Origin of the sequence: Natrinema caseinilyticum (assembly GCF_024227435.1) — an archaeon.
Taxonomy (GTDB): Archaea; Halobacteriota; Halobacteria; order Halobacteriales; family Natrialbaceae; genus Natrinema; species Natrinema caseinilyticum.
In genome coordinates this window covers 2,929,323-2,954,742 of sequence record NZ_CP100445.1, presented here as the reverse complement: position 1 = coordinate 2,954,742, position 25,420 = coordinate 2,929,323, and the positions used below count along the sequence as shown (strand labels likewise).

Genomic DNA, 25,420 nt, shown 5'->3' with positions numbered 1-25,420 from the left:
GCACCGTGAGAGGGGACTGTACCACGGACGATGTTACCTGACGCCGACCCCTCCATCGAAATTCGCCGCGCGACGCACGACGATTACGAGGCCGTCACCGCCTTCACGAGCGACATCTGGTCGGACCGGGGCGGCGACTACATTCCGCGAATCTACCACGAGTGGCTCGAAGACCCCGACGAGACGGGGAAGAAGACCTTCCTCGCGGAGGTCGACGGCGAGGTCGCGGGCATCGTCCAGGGCGTGATGCTCTCGCCGGACGAGGCGTGGTTCCAGGGGATGCGGGTCGCCGCGGACTACCGTCGGCAGGGAGTGAGCCGTCGGCTGAACGACGCGACGTTCGAGTGGGGGCGCGAACAGGGTGCGACCGTCGGCCGGGTCATGGTTTTCTCGTGGAACACGGTCTCGCTCGGCGCGGCGCGGGCGAGCGGCTACGTCCCGATCACCGAGTTCAGGTTCGCCCACCCGAAACCCGACCCGGACGCCGACGGACCGGATTCGCGTCGCGTCTCGAGCGATCCGACGGCGGCCTGGCGGTACTGGACCCACAGCGGCGCGCGCGATCACCTCGACGGACTGGGGCTCGCACCCGAGGAATCGTGGGCCGTCCGGGAACTCACGCGACGCGATTTCGACCGATTGGCCGATCAGACGGCCGTGTTCGCGGTCGAGAGCGACGACGGGCTCGCGGGCGCCGCCTACAGAACCCGGACCGTCGAACGGACTGCCGACGGCGGCGACGAGCCCGCGGGGACGGAGACGTGGGCCGAGTACGGACTCGGCGCGTGGACGGACGTCGACGCCGCCCGCTCCCTGTTCGCCGCGATCGCTCGAGATGCGGCCGCCATCGGGGCCGATGCGACCCGCGTCGCGGTCCCGGAAACGGCTCGGTGCGTCACCGACGCCGCCGCGACCGGCGCCGACCTCTCGGAGGAACCGGATTTCGTGCTGGGAGTCGACCTGACGAGCGTGCGCTCGGGTCGGAACCGGTGGGGGTGACCCGACCGCTCGAGAAGCCCGAGACCGACGGTCCCCGCGTCACGGGTCACCCGCCGCTGACCGGTGGGAACAGCGCCAGTTCGTCGTCTCCGTCGAGTTCCGTTTCCAGCCCCTCCGCTTCGACCAGGACGTTGGTTCCGTCGCGAAGCACGTTGATCTGCGATCGCAGTTCGCCGTCGTCGTCGAGGACGCGATCCGCGAGGGCGGGTGCGTCATCGAGCAACTGCTCGAGTGCGTCCCCGACCGTGTCTCCGGCCGAGGCGTCGACGGTCACCTGTCTGTCACCGGCACGTTCGGCGAGATCGGCGAACAATTTCCACTCCGTGGGCATACCTGGCGCTATCGCTGCCGACGGCAAGTAGCTACCGCTCCCGTGGGCGCGATCCGTCGGCTGTGCGACCTCCAGGTCGGTGCTCGGCCTCCCGATCCGGGGTTCGACGCTCGTCGGGCGCCGTCCGACTCCGATCGCAGCGGTCGCCGTTCCCGTCCCCGCCCTCGGTCCGCCCGTGACTCCTGCCTACCGTCTCGGCGACCGTTCGGTCGGTCACCCGACGGAGCGCGTCCGGGCGACCGAGGACGTAGGCCACGTCCCCGACCGCGAGTCGAACGTCGCTGGCCGGAAACGCGAGTGACTCGTCGCGACCGTCGCCCTCGTCGGCTGCGCGCTCGAGTGCGAGCACCAGGACGGGCAGCGAGTCGACCGTCATCCCCGCGAGCGGATCGTCAGGCTCGACGGGGACGGTCGTCACCGTCTCGTCGGCCGCCCGGAGCACGGAGACGAGATCCCGTTCGGCATCGGGACTGCCCGGCAGGGTCACGAGTCGGTAGTCGCGGCCCGGCTCGAGGTCGCTCGCGGCGTCGGCGTCCAGCGCGACGGTCGCGACGTCGCCGGTGGTCGCGCGGAGTTCCCCGCCGGCGACCCGTCGCGTCGCGTCCCCGTCGCGCAGCCAGATGCGGACCGCATCGCCAGGGCTGGCGTCGGCCGCGGGATCGGCATCCAGCGCGACGGCGACGGTCCCCGGCGCGAGCGTCGGGCCGATCCCCGCCGGCCGGCTCCCCACCGCGAGGTAGTCGATTGTCCCGTCGGCCGCGAGGTCGACGTCGACGTGGCCGATCCCGTGATCGCGCTCGAGGCGAGCGAGAAACCGCTCGCGGAGTTCCTCGCCGGTGAGCCTGCGGGGAAAGAGAAACGTCTCGCCCTCGAGTTCGGCCTTCACCGATTCGTCGACCGGATCGTAGCCGTCGACGTCGCCGATTTCGTCGGGAATCTCGACGGTGACGACGCGGCCGGCCGCGCGAACGAGTTGCGTGACCTCGGTGATCGTCCGCGGGGAGGCGACCGCGAACACGTCGCGGGCCGCGAAATCGCCCAGCCGACGACCGGCGTCGGCGGCGATCGCACTGACGACGAACGTGGCGACGGTGTAGACCGCGGTTCCGGGCTCGAGAAGCCCGGTATCGCCGATTATTGCACGCTGCAGTGCGGTCTGCGTGTTCAGCCAGAGCGCGACGATCGTGACGCCGGCCAACACCGCGATCCCTTCCGGGATTTCGTCCGCGCTGTACCAGCGGTACGCAAACGCCGCGGCGGCTCCCGTTCCACCCGCGAGCAGGGCGAACCCGACAATCCGAACGAGCGCCTGGAGCAGCGTCTCGGTGGAAATTATCTGGGCGACCGGGAGGGCTACCACGGGACAGCACCTCCGAGGCCCGGCCGACCGCGAGCCGCGGTGACAGATCGGACCGTCGGTACCGCGCCGGAGATGGGGCGGACCGTCGGTACCGCACCGGAGAAGGGACGGACCACCGGACAGCGATCGGTGCTGGATCGGTTCATCGGGCGAGCGCCTCCACGAACGCTTCGGTGGCCTCCGCCGGTCCAGCGACGAACGCCTCGTCGCCCGCCTCGAGGCGGCGCTCGATGCCGGGCCCGAACACCCAGCCGTGACGTCGGCCGTCGGTTTCGCTGCCCTGCCGTCGCACCGCGAGGACCGTCACGTCCGCCGACGAGACGGACCCGTCGAGTTCGGTGGCGTCGGCTTTCGCTCCCGTCGGACCGACGGTGAGCCGACGGATGGCGTTCCCGTCACGTTTGACGAGCGCGAACGCCTCGAACTCCCGGCTGGTCCCGCGCGAGCGCACGACGAGCCGCGGTGAGGTGGCCTCGAGGATCGATTTCACGTTCCGTCTCGCGACCGCGAGCGTGACGCGGCCGGGTCCGCCAGCGGTCCCGACGGTCGGTCTCGACGACGGGACGACGGGCTCGACGTCTTCGCCGCCGTCGGTTGCGACGTCGACAGGAACCGCGGCCGAATCGTGCTCGTCGTCGACCGCCGTCCGGACGCTCAGTACCGTTCCCGGTATCGAACGGTCGCCTGACCCGACCGTCACCTCGTCGCCGGGAGCCAGCCCCGTCGGAATCACCGTCGCGAACGAGACGGCACGCTCACCCGCCGATACGCGCCGCGAGAGCGTTCCGGACGGCGGCGCCGCGGCGATCGTGGCTCGCGCCCGCTCGCTGATGGCGATGTCGACGTCAGCGAGATCGTGATCGGTTCGCAGCCGTTCCTCGAGCCGGGACTCGAGTTCCGAGATCGGGAGATCGGCGGGCAGTCGCCACGAACCCGCCTTGATGGTCTGTCGGAGGTCGGGCGACAGCGGTGGATACCCCTCAATGTCACGGATTTCGCCGGCGGGTCTGACCGTCACCTGGCCGACCGAGCCGACGAGTTCGACCACGTCGGCAGAGAGCGTTCGCTGTCTGAGAGAGGTAAGCGAGAGTCTGCGGGGGAGTTCGGCCCCGAGTCTGTCGCCCTGGTTGTGAGCGTAGAGCGCGAGCATGAGGACGACCAGCACGGCAACCAGCAGCCGCGGCGACTGGGCGATGGTGGGCTCGACGAGGCCGAGCAAGCCGCCCTGGACGCTGGCGATCGAGAGCGCGAGGACGACGACACCGAATCCCGGCAGCGTAACGCCGGTGAAGTATCGGACGAGAAAGCCCAACGAGCCGGCGACGAACGCGGGGACGATACCGGTCAAGAGCCCAAGATAGATGCCGAGCAGTACTTCGACCGGAAGCGATTGCATGATGGGCCGGTCGCGCGGCATCGGTAAAGGTTCACCGCCGCCCCGGTCGGGGACCACCGGGTGCGGGGGATCGGCCGACGCGACCGAACGCGAGTTATCGGGATCGACCACCGGTCCGGTGGTCGAATACGAGCGACCCTGTCGGGAGCGACCGAATGCGGCCGTCGGGACGGCGGGCGTCGGAGACGTATTTTCCGACGGCGGGTTTCAGATACCGGCCGACGCGAGCGATCGTCCGTCGTGCTGGCGACTACGGCGCCGTCGTGATGGGCAGTCACGGCGGCGACGTGATCGATCGCCTGTTCGTCGGCAACGTCGCGGACAAGGTATTCGAGCACTCGCCAGTACCCGTAACCGTCGTTCGCTAACCACGTTCGCAAACCGTCGTTCGCTGACCGTTCGGCCGCCGATCGGCAGGCGGTGGGTGCCCGTCGGCGGACGAAGACGATGACGTTTAACTAACACCGTCGCTCAGCGGTGTGTATGGTCGGCGATCGGTCGCTGCGCGAACGACTACCCGAGAACTGGCAGCGAGTCCTCACGACGCGCGCGACCGTCGTCCTCGTCCTGCTGGTCGCGCTGCTGTCGGTCGCCACCGCGGTTTTGAACATCTGGAATCCGAACCCCGGTCCGCTCCACGGGTACGTTCCCGAAGCGATTCAGAGCGCCGCCGCCTTCACCGGGGCGCTCACCGGATTTACGATGGTCGGCAGCGCACTCGCGCTCCGACGCGGACTCCGTGCCGGGTGGTGGGCGACGCTGGTGTTGCTTCCGTTGACCGCGGCGCAGGGACTCCTCCAGTCGAGTCCGTACTCGTTTCCGCTGGTCGTCCTCTCGATCGTTTCGATCCCGCTCCTGTTGCTGACGTACGACCGGTTCGACAAACCGCTCTCGCTCACCACGACGCAGATCGCGGCCGGGGCGGCGCTCGTCGGGGTCCAACTCTACGGCACCATCGGCGGGTACACACTCAGAGACCACTTCGACGGCATCGACACCATCCTCGACGCGTTTTACTTCACGCTGATCACCTCGAGTACGGTCGGCTACGGCGACGTGACCCCGAACCCGGAATCGGTCGAGGGGATGCTGTTTACGATGTCCGTGCTCATCCTCGGGGTCGCCAGCTTCGGTATCGCCATCGGGGCGCTCGTCGGCCCGCTAATCCAGGACCGCATCTCGAAGACACTCGGAAAAATGACAGATTCACAACTCCAGCTGCTCGACGAGCACATCCTCGTGCTCGGCTACGGCGAACTGACGGAACCGATCGTCGACGAACTCGCGGAAAGCGCCCGGGAGTACGTCGTCGTCACCACCGACCGCGAGGCCGCGACGATGCTCGCCGACCGGGGCATCGCTGTCGTCACCGGCGATCCAAGCGACGAAGAGCCGCTCCATCGCGCGAAAATCGATCGCGCGGCCGCGATCCTCGTCGCGACGAATCACGACGCCGAAGACGCGCTGACCATCCTCACGGCGCACCAACTCGCAGCGAACACCCGTATCGTCGCCGCCGCGACCGACCGTGAGAACATCGAGAAACTCGAGCGGGCCGGCGCGGACGCGGTGATCAGTCCCGCCCAACTCGGCGGACACCTGCTCGTTCAATCGGCGCTGGGCAGCGACGAGACCGCGCTGGTCGATCGGATTCTCGAGAGCGAGTGACCGCGGTTCGTCTCGCCGCCGACCGCGGTCTAGCGGTGGCGACCGCGGTGGACGATCGCGACGTCCGACTCGAGGTCGCGAAGTTTTCTGAACGTCGGCGGCGAGACGAACCGCGAGGCGGCCGACCGGTCGGTACTCGAGCCGACGAAGAGCACGTCGTACCGGGGTGCGACACGCGAGAGATAGGACTGGACCGTCGCGTTGGCGACGTGGGTTTCGAAGCGCCCCGAGAACGCGTCGACGAGATCCGCCAGCGTGCTCTCGGCCGTGCGACGTTGTGATTCGGTGTCGATACAGGTGAGGACGCTGATCGTCCGGCCGGTCTCCGTCACCCGGATCGCGAAGTCCAACATCGCACGCGCGGTGTCGCCGGCACCCCGCGCGGCCACGAGACTGTGTTGCCACCGCCGGCGACCCCCGTTCGAGCGAAAGGCGATCACGTCGATTTCGCTGTCGAACAGCCCCCTGATAAACGACGAGAGGGCGCCGCGATCGTCCTCGGCGTACGGCGTGACGATGAGGTCGCAGTTCTGTCGGCGCGCCGTCTCGAGGACGATTCCGGCCGAGAAGCCGCCGTCCGCCGCGACGACGACCTCGCACGGGATACCGTAGGCGGCTTCGAGGTCGGCCGCGAGGGACTCGAGGCTGTTCCCGACGTCGCCAGCCGCGCGTTCCGCGGCGGTCGCCGTGGCCCCACCGTCGCCCTCGGCGCTCGACCCGGACCCGAGGCCCGCGGTGGATCGATCGCCTCCGGCATCCGCCGCCCGGTCGTCGGCACCTCGTGTGGTCGCCGACTCGTCGACGACGTCGAAGAGGACGACCTTTCCGGCATCGTGTGCGCTCGCGATCGACGCGGCGAAGCGGGCGACCGTCTCGTCGCCGTCTTCCATCGGAACGAGGACGTGATCGTCCCCGCCGGTCGTCCCGTAGAGGTACCTGGCGCGCTGCTCGTAGAAGCGGGCCCGCCAGACGACGAACGAGACCGCGACGAACGAACTCGAGACGACGATCCCGAGGACGTACGCGAACTGCGCGTTCCCGGTGACGAGGATGAGCAGCGCGGTCGAAAACGCCCCCGGTTCCTCCAGATCCAGCGCCCACGTACAGGCGCCGGTGAAAAGCACGCTGAGTGCGGCCCCGGACGCGCTGATTCCGCCGCCGTTCAGCCCGATCGCGGTCGTCAGCGCGAGGGCGAGCCAGCCACAGCAGGCGCCGACGGTCATGCCGCCGACGAACTTCCACGGCGTCGCGTACTTGCCTTCGGGATCGGAAAAGAGGGTGTACGTCCCGGCGGCCAGCGGCGGAAACAGCAGGAACGAGACGACCGCGGTCACGTTCGCGAGCCACGTCACCATCGCGATCAAAAGCGGGACGAATACCAGTACCGAGAGATGCAGGAGGTTGCCCGTGTGCTCGACCCAGCGCAGGAACGCGTCCAGTTCCCGTCGCTCGAGCCGCCGAAGTCGTCTCGCGAGCGCGTGTATCCGCGCTCGCACTCCCTCGAGCATTGATCTTGGTAATATAGGATCTGGATCGACCAAAACGTTTGTCGTTGCTGGGGCTACTCGGGCGCACCCTCGAGGATCGCCACGCCGCTCGACGCGCCGATCCGTTCGGCACCGGCCTCGAGCATGGCCGCGGCCTCGTCGTAGCTGCCGATGCCGCCGCTGGCCTTGACCGGGAGGTACTCGCTCATGAGCGCGACGTCGTCGGTCCTCGCGCCGCTCGCTTCGAATCCCGTCGACGTTTTGACCATCGCCGCGCCGGCGGCCGCGGCGGCTTCGCAGGCACGACGTTTCTCCGCGTCCGAAAGCAGTGCCGTCTCGAGGATCGCCTTCACCGGAATCGGCACCGCCGCGACCAGTTCCTCGAGTTCGGCCCTGACGGCGTCGTCCTCGCCCGCCCGCAGGCGACCGACGTTGATCACGACGTCGAGTTCGTCGGCGCCGGCCTGCCAGGCGGTCACGCCCTCGCGGCGCTTCGTCTCGCGGGTGTTCTGCCCGTGCGGAAAGCCGACGACGGTCGCGAGCGTGACGTCGGGGGCGTACGCGGCCGCCTCCTCGACCGCGTACGGCGGAATACAGGCGTTCATCCCGTGCCGTCGGGCCGCATCGAGGCCGTCCCGGACGTCGGCGGGCGTCGTCTCGGGCCCGAGCACGGTGTGGTCGATCAGCGGGGCGAGTTCGCTGCGGTTCATACGCGCGTCGACTCACCGAGCCGAGAAAAAGCCGCCCGATCGTCCAGTGGACCGCCACCCCGTAGAAATTCCCACCGAGAGTTCGCCTCTCGGTTCGGTCGCTCGACACGAGCCGAGTGACCGGTCTCCGCCGGATGTAATTTCCGCAACAGTAATGTTGTTTCTATTACGATATCCGCTATGGTTTCTCGAGAGACGGCTGCACACGTCGGTGCAGTTGGCCTCGCGATAGCCGTCTGGGTCGTCGCCGCCTCCTTCGATGTGGGAGGGGGAGCGGGACCGGCTTCGATCGCGGTCACCGTGGTGCATTTCGGACTGATCTTCGGCGGGGGTCACCTCTATCTCGCGCTCCCGGGAGACGACGGCGCGGTTCCAGCCGACGCACGATGGCGCTACGTTCGGATGCTCGCCGTAGTGCTCGGTGGGGGTGCCCTCGTGACGTACGCCGGTGACCGAACGATCGGAACCGTTCCGCTCGCGACGATCGGGATCCCGATCGTCGTCCTCATCGTCGGTCGGTACCTGCTCACGGAAACGATCGCGGCGTACCGAGCGTCTCGTCCGGAGTGAGAAACGGTCCGTACGTTCGCCGAGGATGGCGGCTCAACGTCCGAGAAGGGTTCCGACGGAACCTATCGGCCGTCAGACTCCGTGGCGGGTTACCGGACGGCCGCGACGGGTTCACAGGTTGTCGAGGCGGATGCCACGGGGCGTGCCCCGAGGCGGTTACCTTTCCAGTCACAGCCGACAGCACGCTTTTCAGCCGCGGCGTGGAACGCGGTGACATGGCCGATGCCGAATCGGGCGTCGTCCCGGTCGTCGAATCCACCGCCGACGACATCGCCGCCATGCGGATTCGCGGCGCTGCGTCGATCGCGGACGCGGCCGCCGCGGCGCTGGCCGTCCAGGCCGAACACGCCGTGGCCGACGGTCCGGACGCGTTTCGGAGACAACTTCGAGCCGCCGCCCGAACGCTCTACGAAACGCGTCCGACCGCGGTCAGCCTGCCGAACGCCCTCCGATACGTGCTTCGAGGGATGGACGGCGAGACCGTCGCGGAACTCCGGGCGTCGACGATCGCCCGCGCCGAGGCGTTCCAGCGCGACTTAGCGCAGGCCCAGGATACGCTCGGCGAGGTCGGCGCGAACCGACTGCGAGACGGCGACACCGTCCTGACCCACTGTCACTCGACGGACGCCCTCGCGTGTATCGAGGCGGCACTCGAGGACGGAAAATCTCTCGAGGCGATCGTCAAGGAGACCAGACCTCGAAAGCAGGGCCACATCACGGCGCGTCAGTTACGAGCGTGGGACGTGCCGGTGACGCTGATCGTCGACAACGCGGCCCGCCGATACCTGGACGACGCGGATCACGTACTCGTCGGCGCCGACAGCATCGCGGCGGACGGCAGCGTGATCAACAAGATCGGAACGAGCGGGCTGGCGGTCAACGCTCGCGAACGGGGCGTTCCCGTGATGGTCGCGGCCCAGACGATCAAACTCCACCCCGACACGATGACGGGTCACAGCGTCGAAATAGAGATGCGCGACGAAACGGAGGTCCTCTCGGACGCCGAGCGGGCCGCGATCACGGGCAGCGTCGGGGTCGAGGCGGGGAACGATACGGGACGCGCCACTACGGAAGCGGTCGGTGAGGAAGGCGATCGATCGGAACCCGCCGTGAACGCCGACGTCGACGACCAGCCGCTCGAGACGGACGCACAGATCGAGTCCGACCTCGAGACCGATGCCGACTTCGAGACTGATGCCGACTTCGAGACCGATGCCGATCTGATGGTCGAGAACCCCGCCTTCGACGTCACCCCGCCGCGATACGTCGACGCGATCGTTACCGAACACGGTCAGTTCCCACCGGAGAGCATTGTGACACTCATGCGGGAGTTGTTCGGCGAGACGACGGGCGAACCGTGGGAAATCTGACGAAAACGGGATACGAAACCGGAACGACCCGCGGTATCACCGGACGCCGTCCGCACCGAGTCGTGAAATTTCGTCGGATGACGTGTCTCGTGTCTGATTACTTCGGTAATCGGAAAGTGTTAGTCACTGGTCTGTCCTATTGCCCCTATGGTATTACCCGAGGGGTTCGTCATCCCACCGTGGTACCTGCTGGTTCCTACCGTCGTGATTCTCGGAAGCGTCATCGCGCTCCTGTGGGTGATCGAGCCACCGGTGACCGATCAGACGGTTCTGGCGTTCGCACCGTGGATGATGTTCGGTTCGAGCCTCCACGTTCTGTACAAGCTGGACGCGTTTCCGGCGAGTATCGCTCCCCTGTTCAGCGCACCGATGGTCTACGCGGCGACGGCGACCGTCGCGGGGATCGTCTGGATCGTCGCGGTTTTTCTCCACGTCGGCGGCCTCCAGCCGACGGTTCACCGATTCGTCGGGATCACCGGCACCGCCTTTTTTACGGTCTTTACGATGTTCGCCATCTTTCGCAGCGTCGAGGCGGGGACCTTCGAACCGTTCTGGCCGGTCATCAGCGTCGTCGTCGCCGGCATCGTCGCAGCCGTCGCCTGGGTTGCGCTGAGTCTCTGGTTTACGGACGTGGCCGCGACCACGGGAGCGACAGGGGCGCTCGTGGTCTTTTCGCACACGCTGGACGGCGTCACGACCGCGATCGGCTACGACGTCCTCGGGGCCGGCGAGGACGTGCCGGTCTCACTGATGATCCTCGAGGCCGGCAAGTCGCTGCCGACCGCCCAGTACATCGGCGCCGGCTGGCTGTTCGTCCTCGTCAAGGTCGTCCTCGCGCTGGTTATCCTCGGGCTATTCCGGGAGTACGTCGACGAACAACCCCAGCAGGCCCGGACCATCCTCGCACTGGTCGCCGCGGTCGGTCTCGGGCCGGCCGTTCACAACACGCTCCTGTTCGCCGTGGCCTGACCGCCTCGAAGGGATTGGCGAATCGTTCTCGAGATCCGGGGACTTAAAAAGAGGGGTGCATACGGACTCCCAAGATTCCTTTGTCACCACCGGTTTCGATACGCTATGGAAGAGGAGACGGTCCCACCACAGAACGATTTATCTCTGGACGCCCTGTTCGACGTTCTCGCGGACGAGTATCGCCGCCGGTTGCTGATCGCGCTGCGAGAACGCAACCCGCAGCGTCCCGCCGAGGCTTGCACTCGGCGTGAAGAGCGACGAGACCGAACGATCGCGATCCATCACACCCACTTGCCGAAACTCGAGGACGCCGGCCTCATCGAGTGGGATCGAACCGAGAACGTCGTCCGGCGGGGACGGGGGTTCGAGGAAGTAGAGCCGCTATTGGAGCTGTTGGACGACCACGCGGACGAACTCCCGGACGAGTGGGTCGTCTGAACGAGACATCCGTCCCTCTCCCGGATCGGTCGGATCCGACCGTTCGAAGCGAACGCGGTGGGAATCGTCCACCAGCACGCCGTCCGACCCGTGATCGTATCGGACCGATGTTCTCAGACCGTGTCCGCCGACGGTGGATCCGAACGGACAGGTTGCAGACGGAATACGCCGAGGAGTGCGCTATTCGGGCGCGGTCGAGAACGACGCTCCGCACTCACCGGCCGGACCGATTCGACTCGAGTGCGGCGAGGTAGAGAAAGTACGAGAGACCCGCGACGATCAGCGACACGGCTAACACGGTCACCCCGACGAACCCGTCGAGCGCCGCGGCGGGATTGTACCAGAGGTAGACGCTGCCCTCGATCGCGAACGCGGTGAGACCGCCGTAAAAAAGCGCCAGGGCGGTTGCCCGAACCACCGCCATCGCCCCGCGCTCGCGACTTCGAAACAACTCGAGGACGAACAGGAGTGCGAACGCGAGCAGGTAGAACGGGCCGGGGATCGCCTGGCCGAGCGTCTGCGGGCCGGTCACCGCGATGTATCCGTAGTACCCCAGTGCGAGCAGCAGGCCCCCGATGAACGTCAACGTGAGCCCGTAGCCACTCGCGTCCTCGACGGTCGTCGAGATGACGCCCTCGTTCGGGACGGACTCGGCCGTGTGTTCGGGGCCGGTGCCGTCCGGATCAGTTCGGCGTTCCGACGAATCGGCTCCCGCCTTCGAATTCGTCGGTGAACCGTCCTCGTCACCGTTGGTGGACATATCGCCCGTACACCACACGGCATACAAAATGTTCGCGCTGAAACCGCGGCGGATCGGCCACGGACCGACCTCTCACCGGATCGGAAACTCACCGCCCAGACAGGTCGAGAAATCGCGCACGAAATTTATAATGGTCGATGATGTACAAACGCCGCGATGACCGAGTATACCGAGAGTCACCGGACCAGAGAACTGGGGGTCGAATTCGGTCGGCTCGCTCGCCAACTCGAGCAACACGAATATCCGACGACGTGCGAGGAACTGGTCGAGGCCTACGGCAGCGAGGTCCTCCGCTTCCAGAACGGCGAACAGACGCTCGAGGAGGTGCTGGATCTCGTGTACGAAGAGCGGTTCGCGTCTGCGACGGAGGCCCGTGATGCCATCTTCGGCAACGTCGCTGAAGGAGCCATCGGACGGAAGGGCTACAGCGATCGCACGCCGCCGGCGCTCGGCGAACGGAGCGAGAGACCGAACGAGTCGTTTTGAGGACGCCGTCCGCGTTCGGCAATCCCCGCCGAAGGAGGTGACCGACGTCCCGACACCCCGGAGCGCTTCCCTCGGCCGATTCGTACGGGAGGCCCGTTTACACCTTCTCCGCACCCGAGTACCGAGAGAAACAGCGGCGAGAGCCGTTCGAGAGAGGTCCTCTCACTACTGGCGGTCGGACGGTCGACGAGCCGATCACCGCCACTCGTCACTAGATTTTTGCCGGCCGACACCGTCCTTCCGATATCGTCGAATGGATACGGTGACGGTACTCACGGCTGGGCACATCAACTGGGACGTGACCCTCCGCGTCGACAGACTCCCCGAGCCCGACGGCGAGGCTTCGATCCGCTCGCAGCGCCAGTCCGGCGGCGGGAGCGCTGCTAACGTCGCCGCCGCACTCGCCGACCTCGGCGTCGAGACCGGGCTGATCGGCAGCGTCGGCGACGACGACAACGGCCTGCTGGCACGTCGCGAACTCGAGGCGACGGGCGTCTCCCTGGCCGGCGTCCGCGTCGTCGAGGGGGCCGACACGGCCGTGAAGTACCTGCTCGTCGACGAGGTCGGCGAAGTCGCGATCCTCGGGAACGACGGCGTCAACGAGGCCATCACACCGGACGACCTCGAGTCGGCTCGAATCCGATCGGCGGACCACGTCCATCTCACGGGACAGCGCCCCGACACCGCCGCTGCGATCGCACGGATCGCCGGCGACGCCGGTCTGTCGGTCAGTTTCGACCCGGGTCGGCGAATCGCCGACCGAGATTTCGACGAGGCGCTCGCACTCGCCGACGTCGTCTTCGTGACCGACCGAGAGGCGACGGCGTTGCTCGGGCCCGACCGACTCGACGAGCAGGGCGACGGTCGGATCGTCGTCGTCACCTGCGGTGCCGACGGAGCGGAAGCGTACGCGCCGGACGGCGCCGTCGTTCATCCGGGATTCGACGTCGATCCGGTCGACACGGCCGGTGCGGGTGACGCCTTCGCCGCGGGATTTCTCACGACGTGGCTCGAGGACGGCGACATCGATCGGGCGCTCGCGTACGGGAACGCCTGTGGCGCGCTTACCGCGAGTCGAACTGGTGCGCGGAGTGCACCGACGGCGTCCGCGGTCGAAACCGTCCTCGGACGCCGATCGTGACCGGTCGGATCGACGACCCGGATCGTGACGGCGCCGTCTCGCAGTCGTGCGGTTCTCATGGGGTGTCGTCTGACGGTAGTTATATGGGCGGCGCCGTTGCCCAGACGAATAGACAGTCACGATCCTGTGACTGAGAGACATGACGGAAGGAAGGGTAAATGAGTCAAACGGATGTGGCTTCGGACGTCGCATCCAGTACGAGCGACGTGCGGACGAACCGCCGAGTATCGCCACTGCGTTGGCGCTGGCTCAGTATTATGGTGACGACGTTACTGCAGCCAGCACGCAGCTATACGACTACATCGATCCGGAGGCGCTCGACAGCCTCTTCGCGGAGACGAATCGTGGCGGATCCCGAGCGACTGGAACCGTCGAGTTCGAGATCGAAGACGCGGTGGTCGCCGTCCGACACGACCGCATCGAAGTGCGTCCGAGCGGATAGTCGTCGGTCGAATGCAGGGAACGGGGTGGCGTCGAGAGAGCCGGTGCGCCTCGACCCTTCCTCGAACCTTTTTTCTCACCGCCCGCGGAACGCGTCGGTATGGCGACGCAGCCACATCTGCTGGTCGACGACGGCGAACTGACGGACATCGCACTCATCCCGGGCGACCCGGGACGAGTCGATCGCATCGCCGACCACTGTGACGAGTCGGAGACGATCGCTCGCAATCGCGAGTACAAGATCGTCAACGCCACCTATGAGGACCGAGACCTGACGATCTGCTCGACCGGGATCGGCTGTCCCTCCGCCGCCATCGCCATCGAAGAGATGGCCAACGTCGGCGTCGAGACGTTCGTCCGTGTCGGGACGACCGGTGCGCTCCAGTCGGAACTCGAAATCGGCGACATGATCGTGGCGACCGGGGCCGCAAAGAACGAGGGGACCACGAAGCGGTACGAGGCCGTCGAGTATCCCGCGGTCCCGGACTACGAGGTGCTGTCGGCGCTGGTCGACGCGGCGGAGGCGCACGCGGCCCAGTGGGCCGCGAATAGCGCGAACGGTGAACCCGTGAGCGGAGACGGAGGCGTTCACGTCGGCCCCATCGCCTCCGACGACGCGTACTACGCCGAAACCGACGCGGCCGTCGACGACTGGGAAGCCGCCGGCCTGCTGGCGGTCGAGATGGAAGCCGCGGCCGTCTTCACGCTCGCTCGCCGCCGGGGGCTTCGCGCCGGCGCGATCTGTACCGTCGATGGCAACCTCGTCGAAGGCACACAGAAGGGGACCGACACCGAGGACGACGAACTCCCCGACAAGGCGAAGAACAACGTCGGCCGGGCGATCGATATCGCGCTCGAGGCCGCGACCGACCTGTGAGCGGCCGACGGGTTTAGTTCCACACATCAAACGGCTTATTGTACGGGTTAGACTGTCGAACTGTGTGGCACAAACGCTCGAATATCCGCCCGGGGAGGACCGCCATCGTCTCACTACTCGCAGGGATCGTCGCCGTGACGGCAGGAGCGGGCACCGCTGCTGCTCGATCGACGGGTGGCAACGGACTCGGTTTCGGTACGTCGCTCGCTGTTCAATTCATCGGGCTGTTCCTCGTCAACGGTCTGATCGCGGGCTTACTCGTCGCCTTCGGGCCTCGCTATGCGAAACAGACCGTGACGGAGATCCAGGACGAACCCGATACCGCGTTCGGCTGGGGACTGCTCGTCTTGCTCGGCGTGCCAATCGCGCTAGTGCTTCTCGCGATTACGATCGTGGGACTCGTCGTCTCGATTCCCGGACTGATCGTCGTCGGAATCGTCGAACTGGTCGGCACCGCGGTCGCGGTCGTCTGGGTCGGCACGCTCGTCACCAGACACACCGGGGACCGCATCGGCGGGAAAGACGCCGCTGTCGGTGCGTTGGTTCTGTCTGCGCTCGAATCGATTCCGATTCTCGGCGTATTCGTGACCGCCTTCGTCGGGTTCATCGGAGGGGGCGTCGTCGGTCGGCGGCTCTACAGATGGTGGCAGGACTGAGCCACGCGACGATCGAAGCTCCGTCCCGAGGGGACACCGTCATCGAAGCTCCGTCCCGAGGGGACACCGTCATCGAAGCTCCGTCTCGAGCGGTGGCCGTCGAGGCACGCGCCGTCGCAGCCGTCGTTATGATTCGACCAGTTGCTCGGCCAGCGTCGTCGTCCGGTCGGTCAACGTCTCGGTCGTCTGGGACGCGCCCTGAAGGGTCTCGTTGATCGTCGCGAAGAGACGGTCGAATGCGACGGTACCGTCGTCGTGTTCCCAGTCGACCGTCTGGTGGACGACGAGTCCGCAGTTCGGGCACGTCTCGTCCTCGGTGCGCTCGAGGGAGGCGAAACAACCGTGACAGCGGTCGAGCCCGGTCGCGACGGTTTCGCTCGACGCGACGACCTCGCGGAGCGATCGCTGCAGCCGCGTCGCGGTTTCGGAAAACGCAGCGATCGAGGCCCGAACGTCCGAATCCACGGCCGTCTCGGAGGCGGTGAGGCGCTCGAGGCGGGCGTCGACGACGTCGAGTGCGAGCAGGACGTCCCGACGGGCGCGGCGGTATTTCGCGACCGAGGCGTCGAGGTCGACGTCCGTCTCGTCGTCGACGGCGGACTCGAGCGAGTCGGGAAGCGACGTCGCGACCGATGCGAAGTCGGCGACGTCGGAGATCGTTCTGCCCTGGACGCGCGTGGTGTCGCGGACGAGGTCGAACAGGTCGCCGGAACCGATCGTTTCGGTCGAGGGGGAAGATTCGAGTTCGGTAAAACAATCGCGACAGACCGTCACGAGTGCGCTCTCGTGGACGTCACCCTCGAGAGGGACGTCGCCGACCGGATAGGACCGGAGGCTCGTCGGCTCGTCGTCGTCGACGGTACCGCAGTGTCGGCAGGTGAACGCGTCGCGATCGAAGACGAACGCCCGGTCGGCACGCCAGTCGCGTGAAGTCACGAGCGAGCGATGGCGGCGCTGGGGCAAAAACGCTCCGGCTACCCCGGCGGTTCGATCGGCCACACTTCGAGACGGGACCGGGCATCCCTCGGCGTCCGGCGGGCCGATCGCTGCTGTTCGACGATCGACGGCCGACCGGCGACCGTCCGTCCCGTGGTAATCGAGGACCCGCCGCCCTCGCTCGAGCAGTCGCGCGAATTCGGCGTCAGTTTCCGGGCACAGGGCCAGGAACTACAAACCCGCGGCCCGCGTGGGTTCGCCATGGGCAAGACACCGGACGACAGGGACGGAGGGAAACGATCGGGCGCGGATCGGTTCGCCCTCGAGTGCGCGTACGACCGCGACGAATTCGCCGCCGTCCTCCGCGAGTTCGCGACCGCATTCGAGGACGGACGACCCGTTCGCCTGGAGAGCGACGGCCGGACGGCAAGCGTTACACTCCCGGAGCGAGTCACCGCCGCGGTCGCCACAGCGCGGGACCCGACTGCAACGCCGTCGATCGCCGAACTGGCACTCGAACTGGAGTGGGACGACGTCGAGGGCTCGAGCGTCCGGATCGCCGACCGAGGTGCGACCGACGAGACGGCGGAAACCGACGGGACGACCGTCGTCGGCGTGACGGCCGATACGGCGGAACGATCCGACGCCGGAGAGACGGACCCGAGAAGCGAAGCCGAGCGGACCAGCCGTTTCGAAGTCTACGAGGACAGCGCGGGAGAGTGGCGCTGGCGGCTCGTCCACTGGAACGGGAACATCGTCGCCGACAGCGGCGAAGGATACGTATCACGCTCGAACGCCGAGCGGGCCGCACGGAGCGTGATCCGAAGCGCGTCGACGGCGACGATAGAGCGACGCGACTGAGCGTCCGACGGGTTCGAAGCTGGCGTGTCGAAATCGCACGCCGGGAGCGCCGGACCGGCGCGGCTGCGAAAATCCGGACGCGACCAACAGCGGGAGGCTACGGCCGAATATCGTCGCCGTCCATGTCGACGTCGAGATCCGCGGACCGGTCGACCCGCTCGTACTCGAGCGAGGGCGTCGTGTCGGTCGGAACGGCGTTGTACTCCCGAAGGAACGCGACGATGCCGCGGGTGCCGCCGAAGTCGCCACGGTACTGCCGGAAGCGCCGCGGAACCGTCGCGACGTTTTCCTCGGCGTCGTAGGTGACGTTCTCCTCCAGAAACCACTCGATAGCGATGTCGAGTTCTTCGTCGACGTCGCGCGGCGAGTAGACCGCGATCGGCGGGCAGTGTTCGGCGCCGTGACTCAGCGCGAAGTGAACCCTGGGATCACACGCTTCGAGTCGGAACTGCCGTTCGAACGAGGAGGGGAACAGCCGCGGGAGGTAGCCGAACCCCCAGGGGTGTTTCGAACTTCGGAGCAGCCCGTGTTCGATGTCGTTGAGACTCAGCCAGACCCCGCTGATAGGGACCCGATCGCGGACGAAGAACTTCCAGCGGTCGAGCAGTCCGCCTTCGTGCAGTTCGGCCTCCTCGTCTTCCAGAATGAGCTGGGCGTACGCATTGTAACAGTTGAGCCAGAACGCGAGTTTTCCTTCGCGACTGTCGATCGCCCGCTTTAGCTGTGACCGATCGAGGGCGGCGAGATGCTCCCGTAGCGGATCGGCGTCACCCTCGGTCTTGACAGTATAGAGGAGATCGGCCGAGAGCGAAAGGGGATCGAGCTGAGTCGACATTCGGGTAGGAGTTCACTAACCAGGCCCTTGAAGGCGTGTGACGGCTTCTGACGACAATCCAACCGACAGATAGGTTCGAGGAGTGGTTTTATTCCCTCGAGCACCAAAATTATCGGCGTGAACCTCAGCAAGGGATTTCTCCTCGTCCTCGTCGGGATCTTCGCGTATCTCTCGCTGCTGCTCGTCCTCCCGTTCGGTCAGTACGTCCTCGGTGCCATCCTCGTCGCGTACGTCCTCTATCCGGTCCAGGAGCGCCTCGAGCGGCGGGTTGCGCCTTCGATCGCCGCGCTCGCGCTCGTCTTGCTCGCGATCGCCGGCGTCGTCGTCCCGGTGATCGTCATCGTCGCGGCGGTCGCCAGTGACGCCCGACGACTCATCGAGAACGCCGACACGGACGCGCTCCAGACCGCCGAACTGGAACGGTTCATCGAGACGCGAACGGGTGTGAGCGTCGACCTGACGGCCACGCTCGCCGAGTCAGCACAGGGGGTCGGCGGGATTCTCCTCGAACAGTCGACCGCCTGGTTCAGCGCGCTTACCCACACCGTGGTCGGACTCGGGGTTGCGATCTTCCTGCTCTACTACCTGCTCAAAGACGGGAGCGCACTGCTTTCCTGGATTCGAGATCTGACGCCGCTGCCGGACGAGGCCCAGAACGATTTCTACCGGGAACTGGACGCGGTCATGTGGGCCGTCCTCGCAGGTCACGTCCTGATCGCGATTATTCAGGGGACCATTGCCGGTCTGGGGTTGGTCGCGACCGGCGTGCCGAACGCCGCGTTCTGGACGGTCGTTATGATCGTCCTCTCGTTGATCCCGCTGGTCGGCTCGTTCCTGGTCTGGGGACCGGCCGTTATCTTCCTCGTTACGACGGGCGAGCCGTTTCTCGCCGTGGCGCTGTTCGCCTACAGCACGGTCGTCGTCGGCCTCTCGGACGACTACCTGCGACCGATCCTCGTCGATCGCTACGCCGACCTCAACCCCGCCGTCATCATCCTCGGCGTCCTCGGCGGCGTCTACGCGTTCGGCATCATGGGACTGTTCTACGGCCCCGTCGTCCTCGGCGCGCTGATCGCGACGCTGAACGTGATTAACGATCACTACAACGAACTCGAGAACGTTCCGGGCATGCAGTGACGGAACGCGATCCGACACACGCGGGCCGACGAACTGCGCCGGAGCGAACGGATCGATCGCGGTCGCGGGACGGACGAACCGCGCCCGGAGACCGCCGAACGTCGGCTTCCTTCGAACGGCGAGAGAGTCCCGCCGTTCACGGCGGGGAGGATGTCATGCGGAGTCGGGCGTGCCCGCGAGCAACTCGTCGACGAGTCGGGAAAAGCGATCGACGAGTCGGTCGGGAACGGTCGGCGTCACCGTCGTCAGGAGTCTGCCCGTCGCTTCGGGGGTGGCGAGTTCGAGGACGACCCGGTTTCGCTCGCGGTAGCGCTTCTCGACGATATCGTGGTCGACCAGCCGGTCGACGTGGTACTCGAGCGTGCTGCGAGCGATCCCGAGCGCGTCCGCGACGTCGACGGGTGCGGCCTGCTCGTGTTCGATCAGATAGACGACGATCTCGCGGGCGGTTTCCCGGCGGAACAGCGCCAGTGCGGCACGCTCCCACTCGTCGTACTCCGGCGGGTAGTAGTGGGTCCGGCCGTAGAACTCCTCGCGGACGAGCCGATCCTCCTCGAGTAACCGCCGGACGTGGTACTGAACCTGCCCCGGTGCGAAGTCGGATTGCCTGACGATTTCGTTGAAGTGGACGCCGGCGTTCGAACCGACGTGCGCTCGGATCTTCTGGCGCGTTTCAGTCATCGGTAGCTCGTGGTCGTCCTGCCGCTGGACGTACTCGGTGCTAGCCGCTGTGCGCATATAACGGGTGTCCCGCGTTCCCAGCAATCGAGAACCGTCGTCGCGTCCGAACGCCGGAACGCGGTTCCGGCTACTGGAGTTCGTACAGGTCGGTCGAGAGGTAGCGCTCGCCGGTGTCCGGCAGGACGACGACGGTCAACTCGTCCGGGTGTTCGCTCGCGTACTCGGCGGCGGCCGCGAGCGCCGCACCCGCGGAGATGCCGACCAACAGCCCTTCGTCGCGGCCCAGGTTCCGGGCCGCTTCTTTGGCCGCTTCGGCCTCGACGGAGCGGATCTCGTCGACGAGATCGGTCCGGAGGACGTCGGGCACGAAACCGGGACCGATCCCCTGAATGTCGTGTCCGTCCGTGCTGCGTTCCGACAGGGTCGGCGATTCGGCCGGTTCGACGGCCACCGACGTGAAATCGGTCTTCCCCCGATCTTCCTTTACGTACTCCGAAACGCCGGTGATCGTCCCGCCAGTTCCGACGCCCGCGACGACCGCGTCGACCGCACCGTCGGTGGCGGCCCAGATTTCCGGGCCCGTCGTCTCCCGGTGGGCCGCCGGGTTGGCCTCGTTCTCGAACTGTCGAGCCAGGATCGCGTCCTCGCGGTCGGCGACGATCTCCGCGGCGCGGTCGTTCGCACCGGTCATTCCGTCCTCGGCGGGCGTGAGTTCCAGTTCCGCACCCAGTGCCCCCAGGAGTTGGCGCCGTTCGATCGACATCGAGGACGGCATCGTCAGCACGCAGTCGTATCCCCGTGCCGCGGAGACGGCCGCCAACCCGATTCCCGTGTTGCCGCTGGTCGATTCCACGACGGTCCCACCGGATTCGAGCGCCCCGTCTCGCTCGGCGGCGTCGACGATCGCTCGTGCGATCCGGTCTTTGACCGAGTACGGATTCGCCGCCTCGATTTTCCCGAAGCAGTTGTCGGCGACGGCGTCCAGTCGCACCAATGGCGTTTCACCGATCAATTCGTCGACGCTCTCGGCGGTGTCGATGTCGACCCCGAACTCGGAAGTTCGTTCCATCAGTTTCCCCTATAAGCTCAACAATCGTATCTGTTGCGGTGAACGACTTCGGTCGCAGATTCACTCGAGACCGATATCGTTCACGGCCGCGGTCGACGATGCGTTGCGCGAAACGATCGGCGGCGGGCGCAGAAGAACGGAATCTGTCGTCGGTGACGGACGTACAAAATCGGAACTCCGCACTCGTCCGCTGACGATCAGTCGTCGGCGGGGACCGCTCGAGCGTTTTCTCGGCCGGAAGCCATGGCGAGAACGTCGTCGAAGAAGTCGAGGGTGTCTTCGGGGCCGGGGTTCGCTTCGGGGTGATACTGGCGGGTGATAACGTCGTATTCGATGCCGTCGATCCCTTCGGGCGTGTCGTCGTTGACGTTGATCTGGGTGACCTCGAGGTGGTCACCGGGGTCGGCGACGGTGTAGCCGTGGTTTTGAGTGGTCATGACGACCTGCTTGGACTCGAGATCGAGGACGGGCTGGTTGACGCCGCGGTGGCCGAACGTCATCTTCTCGGTGGAGCCGCCGAGCGCCTCGGCGACGATCTGCTGGCCGAGACAGATGCCGGCGACGGGCGTGTCCTCGACGAACGCCTCGACGAGGTCGATCGCTTCCTCGAAGTTGACCGGGTCGCCGGGGCCGTTCGAGATGAACAGCACGTCCGGGTCGAGGGCCTCGACGTCCGCGACGGACGCGTCGTACGGCAGGACGTGAACGGTCGCCTCGCGCTCGAGCAGCGAGTCGACGATCGAGCCCTTCGCGCCGCAGTCGATCAGGGCCACCGTCTCGCCGTCGTTGTCTTCCCCGTGGACGGTCGGTTCGTCGACGCTGACCTGCGCGCCGATGTCGGTGTGATCGCTCATCGCCTCGCACTGTTCGAGTTCTGCCAGCGCGTCCTCCTCCGTGACGTCCTCGCCGACGGCGATTCCGCACTTCATCGCACCGCCGTCGCGGATGTCAGTGACGACCTCGCGAGTGTCGAGGTGGTCGACGGCCGGAACGCCCTCACCCTCGAGCCACTCGGCGACGTCCTCGGTGAGTTCCTTCGCGAGGACGGCGCGCGGATGGACGCGGTCGTCCTCGAATCGCTCCTCGCGGACGCCGTAGTTACCGATCAGCGGGTACGAAAAGGTCAGGATCTGCTCCTCGTAGGAGGGATCCGTGAGACTTTCCTCGTAGCCCGTATACGCTGTTGTGAAAACGAGTTCCCCACGAGCCGTTCCAGACGCACGACCACGACCCTCGAGTACGTGGCCGCCTTCCAGTGCGACGTAGGCTTCCGTCATTACGAACTACGTATCGTTTGTACCATCATAAGTGTTGTCTTCGAAGCTCAGTTACGATTTTCGTAATCGGTAAGTGCACGTCACACGTAGGGACACATCTCCATGGACGACCTGGACCGACAGATCCTCGATGTCCTCCGGCGGGACGCCCGGACGCCGTACACCGAGATCGCAAGCGTGGTCGGGACGAGCGAAGGGACCGTTCGCAACCGCGTCGAGCGCATGATGGACGACGACGTCATCGAACGCTTTACCATATCGACCCGGACGGGCAACGTCCAGGCGATGCTCGAGATCGGCGTCGCGGTCGACGTCGACACCAAGGCGGTCTCGGAGCGGATGGCCGAGTGGGAGGAGGTCGACTTCGTCTGGATGGTCTCGGGCGAACAGGACATCGTCCTCGTCGTCGACGCCGCGGACACGCGCGGGGTCAACGATCTCATCACGAAAGCCCGCGACCAGGACGAGGTCGTGAGCACGAAGACGCGGTTGATTCTGGACGAGGAACTCGGGTGACATCTTCCCACGACTGAAGTCGTGGAATTCACTCACAGTCGGACACTCGAGGAACATCGACGACGAGTCGTCGCTGTCGCTCGCCATGAATCGACCGCTCAGTGAAACGCCGGATCGAGCGCGTCGCACCTTCCGAGCTACCGGCGGAGAGGATGTTGGAACGACCGACCAGAAGGTATTCTATCTCTGAGACATTCCCTCGAGACGATGCACCGACGTGCGCTTCTCGGACTGGCCGCCGGCGCCGGAATCGGTGGCGTCCTCGGGGTCGCGGGCGGGGTCGCCGACCGGCACTCTGCGCCACCAGCCACGTCCGCCGAGGAGCCGGTACTCCCGGCGCGGGAGTGGAACAGACCCGTCGTGGCCACGGACACGACGACGGCGGGAAGCGAGACGTACGGAACCGTCCGACAGCACGCGTCGGTTCTCGATCTCGAACCGGCCGGTCGGTACGCTCTCGTCACCGGATATCGACTCGTCCCGGGGTCGAACTTCCACGCGGGGAGTGGGTGGAAGACGACCTCGCTGACGGTCGAACACGCCTGGCGCACGGGATCGATCGTCTCCCACCCCGGAGACGTCGTCCCCGCCGACGACGGCAACGGCGACGGCGACTCGAACCTCTATATCGGTACCGACCGATCGACGGGGCGGTACCGATGGCACCTGACATTTGATGCCGCAACGGGGGACTCCCGTACGTTTCGCTTCGCCACTGTCGTGGACCGTGACGAACCGCCCGAGGCAGGCGATGGTCTCGTCGACGCGACGTTCGGAGCGGGCTTCACGAAGGGATTTCTTGGTGCCTCAGAGCGGGATATCGCGACGGCTTCACTCGCGGTGCGGGCGACGAGCGAGTAGTTGAACCGAGGCCCCGTCTTACTCGTGGTTGTTATCTCGGGGACCGTGTACGAGCACGACCCGCTCCCGGTACGGAAGCTCAGACACGTCGCGAGACGGCTCCGAGAGCGCGTCGACGGGGCTCAGACCCTCCCGTGACCGTCGTTCGTCTCGGCCATATCACCGATTCGCCCTGCCGGATTTTCCCTTCGGTCCTCGTTTGGACGCCCGCATCCATCGATTCGGTAGTCGAGATTCTCCCCCGAGCGTCTCGATCAGTCCCCGGGCGCCGACGTTCCCCCTCGAGCGTCGGCGAATTCGGCGACGACGAACAGCGTGATGACGGTCGACGCGAGGCCGACGCCGGCCACGGCGACGAACGCCGCCTCGACGCCGATCCACTGGATGATGTAGCCGAATGCCGGTGGCGCGATCGCGCTCCCCAGCATGATGCCGATGGTAACGATGGCGAAGCTCTTCGCGACCGCCCCTCGGGCGGCGAGCCGTTCGGTCAGTTCGTCTCGAGCGGGACCGGCCACGCTTCGCACGGCGCCCAGCACGAGGAACAACCCGACTGCGACGGGTGCGGAGACGAGGCGTGCTGCGATGAGACTGACCAGCGCCGAAAAGCCGAGGAAGCTGACGACGAGGACCCGGCCGCCGCCGAACCGGTCCGTGAGGTACCCGCCGACGAGGATTGCGCCCGCTCCTACGACGAACAGTCCCGTCAACGTCAGGTTCGCGAGCCCCAGCGACAGGCCGTAGACGTCCGTCAGGAACACGACGGCGTACGAGGTTACCCCCCAGTTGGCGGTCGACGCGAACAGGGCGAGGAGCGCCACTGCGAGGATACCCGGTTCGGAGACGAGCGTCCGAAGTTCTGAACGGATACGATCGGTCAGTGGGTCCTCGGCCGCGGACGGTTCGACGTTCGGCGCGGAGATTTCGTCGTCGACGCGCCAGGCGAAGACGGCCGTGATGACTACCGCGTACGCCAGGCCGACCAGGCCCAGCACGCCGATGGCGTGACGCCACGTCAATCCCGGCACCGAAATGACTGCCGTGATGAAGACCGGCGGCGTCGCGAACCCGAGGCTGCCGCCGAAATTGTATACGGCGAACGCGCGACCGCGCGTGTCCTCCGTCGTCGCGTCGGACAACAGCGGATAGTGGGCGGGGTGATGACCGGCGACGCCGATACCGAGGACGACCTGACCGACGAGGAGTTCGGGAAAACTCGTCGCGAGCGCCGTGACGATGGCGCCGACCGCGCCCAACACTGAGGAGAGACCGAGTGCGATCGTCCGATCGTAGTGGTCACCCAGGTATCCGAACGGAAGTTGGAACGCGGTGTTGACCAGCGCCTGTGCGCCGAGAGCCACCCCCAACATCGCGATGGAGACGTCGAGGTCCGAAGAGAGAAGCGGGAGGATAGGTGGAAGGAGGACGAGAAACGCGTGGTTCGCGAACTGCGATCCGCTGATCAGCCCGACGACCAGCGCCGTCTGCCTCGAGACGGACGCGACCGCGTCGCGAACTCGACGAAACGCCATAGCCGGTATCACCGGACGAACGGCTTAAATTCTGCTCATGGGGATATCCCTCGCCG

The 25,420-nt window shown here is 66.4% G+C and carries 28 protein-coding genes; 16 read left to right on the top strand and 12 right to left on the bottom strand.

Annotated elements, in window-relative coordinates:
* Positions 1-30: 30 nt before the first annotated feature.
* A complete protein-coding gene (locus NJT13_RS14425) occupies positions 31-999 on the top strand; it encodes a GNAT family N-acetyltransferase (RefSeq protein WP_254522337.1) in 969 nt (322 codons plus the stop codon).
* A gap of 46 nt (positions 1,000-1,045) precedes the next feature.
* Here NJT13_RS14425 and NJT13_RS14420 read toward each other — a convergent pair whose 3' ends face one another.
* The 3 genes from NJT13_RS14420 to NJT13_RS14410 form a co-directional block, all read right to left on the bottom strand.
* Entirely contained in the window at positions 1,046-1,330 is a 285-nt protein-coding gene (locus NJT13_RS14420; protein ID WP_254522336.1) for a ubiquitin-like small modifier protein 1, read from the bottom strand.
* Between the two features lie 31 nt (positions 1,331-1,361).
* A complete protein-coding gene (locus tag NJT13_RS14415) occupies positions 1,362-2,690 on the bottom strand; it encodes a TrkA C-terminal domain-containing protein (RefSeq protein WP_254522335.1) in 1,329 nt (442 codons plus the stop codon).
* Positions 2,691-2,832: 142 nt separating this feature from the next.
* Positions 2,833-4,086, bottom strand: coding sequence for a DUF8167 domain-containing protein (locus tag NJT13_RS14410; protein WP_254522334.1), 1,254 nt, complete (start codon positions 4,084-4,086; stop codon positions 2,833-2,835).
* A 155-nt stretch (positions 4,087-4,241) separates the two neighbouring features.
* Between NJT13_RS14410 and NJT13_RS14405 the strand changes: the two genes are divergently transcribed.
* Positions 4,242-4,454, top strand: coding sequence for a universal stress protein (locus tag NJT13_RS14405; protein ID WP_425499762.1), 213 nt, complete (start codon positions 4,242-4,244; stop codon positions 4,452-4,454).
* Positions 4,455-4,569: 115 nt separating this feature from the next.
* On the top strand, positions 4,570-5,754 hold the full coding sequence (locus NJT13_RS14400) for an NAD-binding protein (RefSeq protein WP_254522333.1): 1,185 nt from the start codon (positions 4,570-4,572) through the stop codon (positions 5,752-5,754).
* A 29-nt stretch (positions 5,755-5,783) separates the two neighbouring features.
* On the opposite strand, the gene NJT13_RS14395 is transcribed toward NJT13_RS14400, so the two are convergent.
* The gene (locus tag NJT13_RS14395) at positions 5,784-7,262 is read right to left on the bottom strand and encodes an HPP family protein (RefSeq protein ID WP_254522332.1); all 1,479 of its coding nucleotides are present in this window, start codon (positions 7,260-7,262) and stop codon (positions 5,784-5,786) included.
* A gap of 53 nt (positions 7,263-7,315) precedes the next feature.
* The gene (gene deoC / locus NJT13_RS14390; protein WP_254522331.1) at positions 7,316-7,951 is read right to left on the bottom strand and encodes a deoxyribose-phosphate aldolase; all 636 of its coding nucleotides are present in this window, start codon (positions 7,949-7,951) and stop codon (positions 7,316-7,318) included.
* Positions 7,952-8,131: 180 nt separating this feature from the next.
* On the opposite strand from deoC, the gene NJT13_RS14385 reads away from it, so the two are divergent.
* The 4 genes from NJT13_RS14385 to NJT13_RS14370 all read left to right on the top strand — a co-directional run bounded on the left by NJT13_RS14385 (position 8,132) and on the right by NJT13_RS14370 (position 11,298).
* On the top strand, positions 8,132-8,521 hold the full coding sequence (locus NJT13_RS14385) for a hypothetical protein (protein ID WP_254522330.1): 390 nt from the start codon (positions 8,132-8,134) through the stop codon (positions 8,519-8,521).
* Positions 8,522-8,736: 215 nt separating this feature from the next.
* The gene (locus NJT13_RS14380) at positions 8,737-9,891 is read left to right on the top strand and encodes a ribose 1,5-bisphosphate isomerase (RefSeq protein ID WP_254522329.1); all 1,155 of its coding nucleotides are present in this window, start codon (positions 8,737-8,739) and stop codon (positions 9,889-9,891) included.
* 147 nt (positions 9,892-10,038) lie between these two features.
* On the top strand, positions 10,039-10,860 hold the full coding sequence (locus NJT13_RS14375) for a DUF63 family protein (RefSeq protein WP_254522328.1): 822 nt from the start codon (positions 10,039-10,041) through the stop codon (positions 10,858-10,860).
* A gap of 105 nt (positions 10,861-10,965) precedes the next feature.
* A complete protein-coding gene (locus NJT13_RS14370) occupies positions 10,966-11,298 on the top strand; it encodes a helix-turn-helix domain-containing protein (RefSeq protein ID WP_254522327.1) in 333 nt (110 codons plus the stop codon).
* 214 nt (positions 11,299-11,512) lie between these two features.
* On the opposite strand, the gene NJT13_RS14365 is transcribed toward NJT13_RS14370, so the two are convergent.
* Positions 11,513-12,058, bottom strand: coding sequence for a hypothetical protein (locus NJT13_RS14365; RefSeq protein WP_254522326.1), 546 nt, complete (start codon positions 12,056-12,058; stop codon positions 11,513-11,515).
* A 156-nt stretch (positions 12,059-12,214) separates the two neighbouring features.
* Here NJT13_RS14365 and NJT13_RS14360 point away from each other — a divergent pair, with 156 nt between their 5' ends.
* The 5 genes from NJT13_RS14360 to NJT13_RS14340 all read left to right on the top strand — a co-directional run bounded on the left by NJT13_RS14360 (position 12,215) and on the right by NJT13_RS14340 (position 15,659).
* The gene (locus NJT13_RS14360) at positions 12,215-12,544 is read left to right on the top strand and encodes a DUF5789 family protein (protein WP_254522325.1); all 330 of its coding nucleotides are present in this window, start codon (positions 12,215-12,217) and stop codon (positions 12,542-12,544) included.
* Positions 12,545-12,797: 253 nt separating this feature from the next.
* The gene (locus NJT13_RS14355) at positions 12,798-13,685 is read left to right on the top strand and encodes an ATP-dependent ribose-1-phosphate kinase (protein WP_254522324.1); all 888 of its coding nucleotides are present in this window, start codon (positions 12,798-12,800) and stop codon (positions 13,683-13,685) included.
* A gap of 139 nt (positions 13,686-13,824) precedes the next feature.
* Entirely contained in the window at positions 13,825-14,127 is a 303-nt protein-coding gene (locus NJT13_RS14350; RefSeq protein WP_254522323.1) for a HalOD1 output domain-containing protein, read from the top strand.
* 99 nt (positions 14,128-14,226) lie between these two features.
* Positions 14,227-15,003 (top strand): nucleoside phosphorylase, encoded by a 777-nt coding sequence (locus NJT13_RS14345; protein ID WP_254522322.1) that lies wholly within the window; start codon positions 14,227-14,229, stop codon positions 15,001-15,003.
* A gap of 62 nt (positions 15,004-15,065) precedes the next feature.
* Positions 15,066-15,659 (top strand): DUF8173 domain-containing protein, encoded by a 594-nt coding sequence (locus NJT13_RS14340; protein ID WP_254522321.1) that lies wholly within the window; start codon positions 15,066-15,068, stop codon positions 15,657-15,659.
* 126 nt (positions 15,660-15,785) lie between these two features.
* On the opposite strand, the gene NJT13_RS14335 is transcribed toward NJT13_RS14340, so the two are convergent.
* Positions 15,786-16,595: an HNH endonuclease gene (locus NJT13_RS14335; protein ID WP_254522320.1), complete on the bottom strand. Its 810-nt coding sequence runs from the start codon at positions 16,593-16,595 to the stop codon at positions 15,786-15,788.
* A 9-nt stretch (positions 16,596-16,604) separates the two neighbouring features.
* Here NJT13_RS14335 and NJT13_RS14330 point away from each other — a divergent pair, with 9 nt between their 5' ends.
* Positions 16,605-17,456: an amphi-Trp domain-containing protein gene (locus tag NJT13_RS14330; RefSeq protein WP_340681171.1), complete on the top strand. Its 852-nt coding sequence runs from the start codon at positions 16,605-16,607 to the stop codon at positions 17,454-17,456.
* 97 nt (positions 17,457-17,553) lie between these two features.
* Here NJT13_RS14330 and NJT13_RS14325 read toward each other — a convergent pair whose 3' ends face one another.
* Entirely contained in the window at positions 17,554-18,291 is a 738-nt protein-coding gene (locus tag NJT13_RS14325) for a DUF547 domain-containing protein (RefSeq protein ID WP_254522319.1), read from the bottom strand.
* A gap of 117 nt (positions 18,292-18,408) precedes the next feature.
* Between NJT13_RS14325 and NJT13_RS14320 the strand changes: the two genes are divergently transcribed.
* Positions 18,409-19,428 (top strand): AI-2E family transporter, encoded by a 1,020-nt coding sequence (locus tag NJT13_RS14320; protein ID WP_254522318.1) that lies wholly within the window; start codon positions 18,409-18,411, stop codon positions 19,426-19,428.
* Positions 19,429-19,581: 153 nt separating this feature from the next.
* On the opposite strand, the gene NJT13_RS14315 is transcribed toward NJT13_RS14320, so the two are convergent.
* The 3 genes from NJT13_RS14315 to carA form a co-directional block, all read right to left on the bottom strand.
* Positions 19,582-20,109 (bottom strand): winged helix-turn-helix transcriptional regulator, encoded by a 528-nt coding sequence (locus NJT13_RS14315; protein ID WP_254525464.1) that lies wholly within the window; start codon positions 20,107-20,109, stop codon positions 19,582-19,584.
* Positions 20,110-20,236: 127 nt separating this feature from the next.
* Positions 20,237-21,178, bottom strand: coding sequence for a cysteine synthase A (cysK, locus tag NJT13_RS14310; RefSeq protein WP_278002239.1), 942 nt, complete (start codon positions 21,176-21,178; stop codon positions 20,237-20,239).
* 197 nt (positions 21,179-21,375) lie between these two features.
* Complete coding sequence (carA, locus tag NJT13_RS14305) at positions 21,376-22,455, bottom strand: glutamine-hydrolyzing carbamoyl-phosphate synthase small subunit (protein ID WP_254522317.1); 1,080 nt, start codon at positions 22,453-22,455, stop codon at positions 21,376-21,378.
* A gap of 102 nt (positions 22,456-22,557) precedes the next feature.
* Here carA and NJT13_RS14300 point away from each other — a divergent pair, with 102 nt between their 5' ends.
* The gene (locus NJT13_RS14300) at positions 22,558-22,971 is read left to right on the top strand and encodes an Lrp/AsnC family transcriptional regulator (protein WP_254522316.1); all 414 of its coding nucleotides are present in this window, start codon (positions 22,558-22,560) and stop codon (positions 22,969-22,971) included.
* 207 nt (positions 22,972-23,178) lie between these two features.
* Positions 23,179-23,832: a hypothetical protein gene (locus NJT13_RS14295; RefSeq protein WP_254522315.1), complete on the top strand. Its 654-nt coding sequence runs from the start codon at positions 23,179-23,181 to the stop codon at positions 23,830-23,832.
* A gap of 254 nt (positions 23,833-24,086) precedes the next feature.
* Here the strand turns inward: NJT13_RS14295 and NJT13_RS14290 are convergent, their stop codons facing one another.
* Positions 24,087-25,364: an MFS transporter gene (locus tag NJT13_RS14290; RefSeq protein WP_254522314.1), complete on the bottom strand. Its 1,278-nt coding sequence runs from the start codon at positions 25,362-25,364 to the stop codon at positions 24,087-24,089.
* Positions 25,365-25,420: the final 56 nt, after the last annotated feature.

Coding starts and splice junctions, on each gene's coding strand:
- NJT13_RS14385 (WP_254522330.1), top strand. CDS start 8,132: ATGGTTTCTCGAGAGACGGCTGCACACGTCGGTGCAGTTGGCCTCGCG.
- NJT13_RS14350 (WP_254522323.1), top strand. CDS start 13,825: ATGACGGAAGGAAGGGTAAATGAGTCAAACGGATGTGGCTTCGGACGT.
- cysK (WP_278002239.1), bottom strand. CDS start 21,178: ATGGAACGAACTTCCGAGTTCGGGGTCGACATCGACACCGCCGAGAGC.
- NJT13_RS14425 (WP_254522337.1), top strand. CDS start 31: ATGTTACCTGACGCCGACCCCTCCATCGAAATTCGCCGCGCGACGCAC.
- NJT13_RS14410 (WP_254522334.1), bottom strand. CDS start 4,086: ATGCAATCGCTTCCGGTCGAAGTACTGCTCGGCATCTATCTTGGGCTC.
- NJT13_RS14365 (WP_254522326.1), bottom strand. CDS start 12,058: ATGTCCACCAACGGTGACGAGGACGGTTCACCGACGAATTCGAAGGCG.
- NJT13_RS14380 (WP_254522329.1), top strand. CDS start 8,737: ATGGCCGATGCCGAATCGGGCGTCGTCCCGGTCGTCGAATCCACCGCC.
- NJT13_RS14375 (WP_254522328.1), top strand. CDS start 10,039: ATGGTATTACCCGAGGGGTTCGTCATCCCACCGTGGTACCTGCTGGTT.
- NJT13_RS14345 (WP_254522322.1), top strand. CDS start 14,227: ATGGCGACGCAGCCACATCTGCTGGTCGACGACGGCGAACTGACGGAC.
- NJT13_RS14370 (WP_254522327.1), top strand. CDS start 10,966: ATGGAAGAGGAGACGGTCCCACCACAGAACGATTTATCTCTGGACGCC.
- NJT13_RS14420 (WP_254522336.1), bottom strand. CDS start 1,330: ATGCCCACGGAGTGGAAATTGTTCGCCGATCTCGCCGAACGTGCCGGT.
- NJT13_RS14290 (WP_254522314.1), bottom strand. CDS start 25,364: ATGGCGTTTCGTCGAGTTCGCGACGCGGTCGCGTCCGTCTCGAGGCAG.
- NJT13_RS14400 (WP_254522333.1), top strand. CDS start 4,570: ATGGTCGGCGATCGGTCGCTGCGCGAACGACTACCCGAGAACTGGCAG.
- NJT13_RS14325 (WP_254522319.1), bottom strand. CDS start 18,291: ATGTCGACTCAGCTCGATCCCCTTTCGCTCTCGGCCGATCTCCTCTAT.
- NJT13_RS14360 (WP_254522325.1), top strand. CDS start 12,215: ATGACCGAGTATACCGAGAGTCACCGGACCAGAGAACTGGGGGTCGAA.
- NJT13_RS14315 (WP_254525464.1), bottom strand. CDS start 20,109: ATGACTGAAACGCGCCAGAAGATCCGAGCGCACGTCGGTTCGAACGCC.
- NJT13_RS14300 (WP_254522316.1), top strand. CDS start 22,558: ATGGACGACCTGGACCGACAGATCCTCGATGTCCTCCGGCGGGACGCC.
- NJT13_RS14405 (WP_425499762.1), top strand. CDS start 4,242: ATGCGGCCGTCGGGACGGCGGGCGTCGGAGACGTATTTTCCGACGGCG.
- carA (WP_254522317.1), bottom strand. CDS start 22,455: ATGACGGAAGCCTACGTCGCACTGGAAGGCGGCCACGTACTCGAGGGT.
- NJT13_RS14295 (WP_254522315.1), top strand. CDS start 23,179: ATGCACCGACGTGCGCTTCTCGGACTGGCCGCCGGCGCCGGAATCGGT.
- deoC (WP_254522331.1), bottom strand. CDS start 7,951: ATGAACCGCAGCGAACTCGCCCCGCTGATCGACCACACCGTGCTCGGG.
- NJT13_RS14355 (WP_254522324.1), top strand. CDS start 12,798: ATGGATACGGTGACGGTACTCACGGCTGGGCACATCAACTGGGACGTG.
- NJT13_RS14395 (WP_254522332.1), bottom strand. CDS start 7,262: ATGCTCGAGGGAGTGCGAGCGCGGATACACGCGCTCGCGAGACGACTT.
- NJT13_RS14330 (WP_340681171.1), top strand. CDS start 16,605: ATGGCGGCGCTGGGGCAAAAACGCTCCGGCTACCCCGGCGGTTCGATC.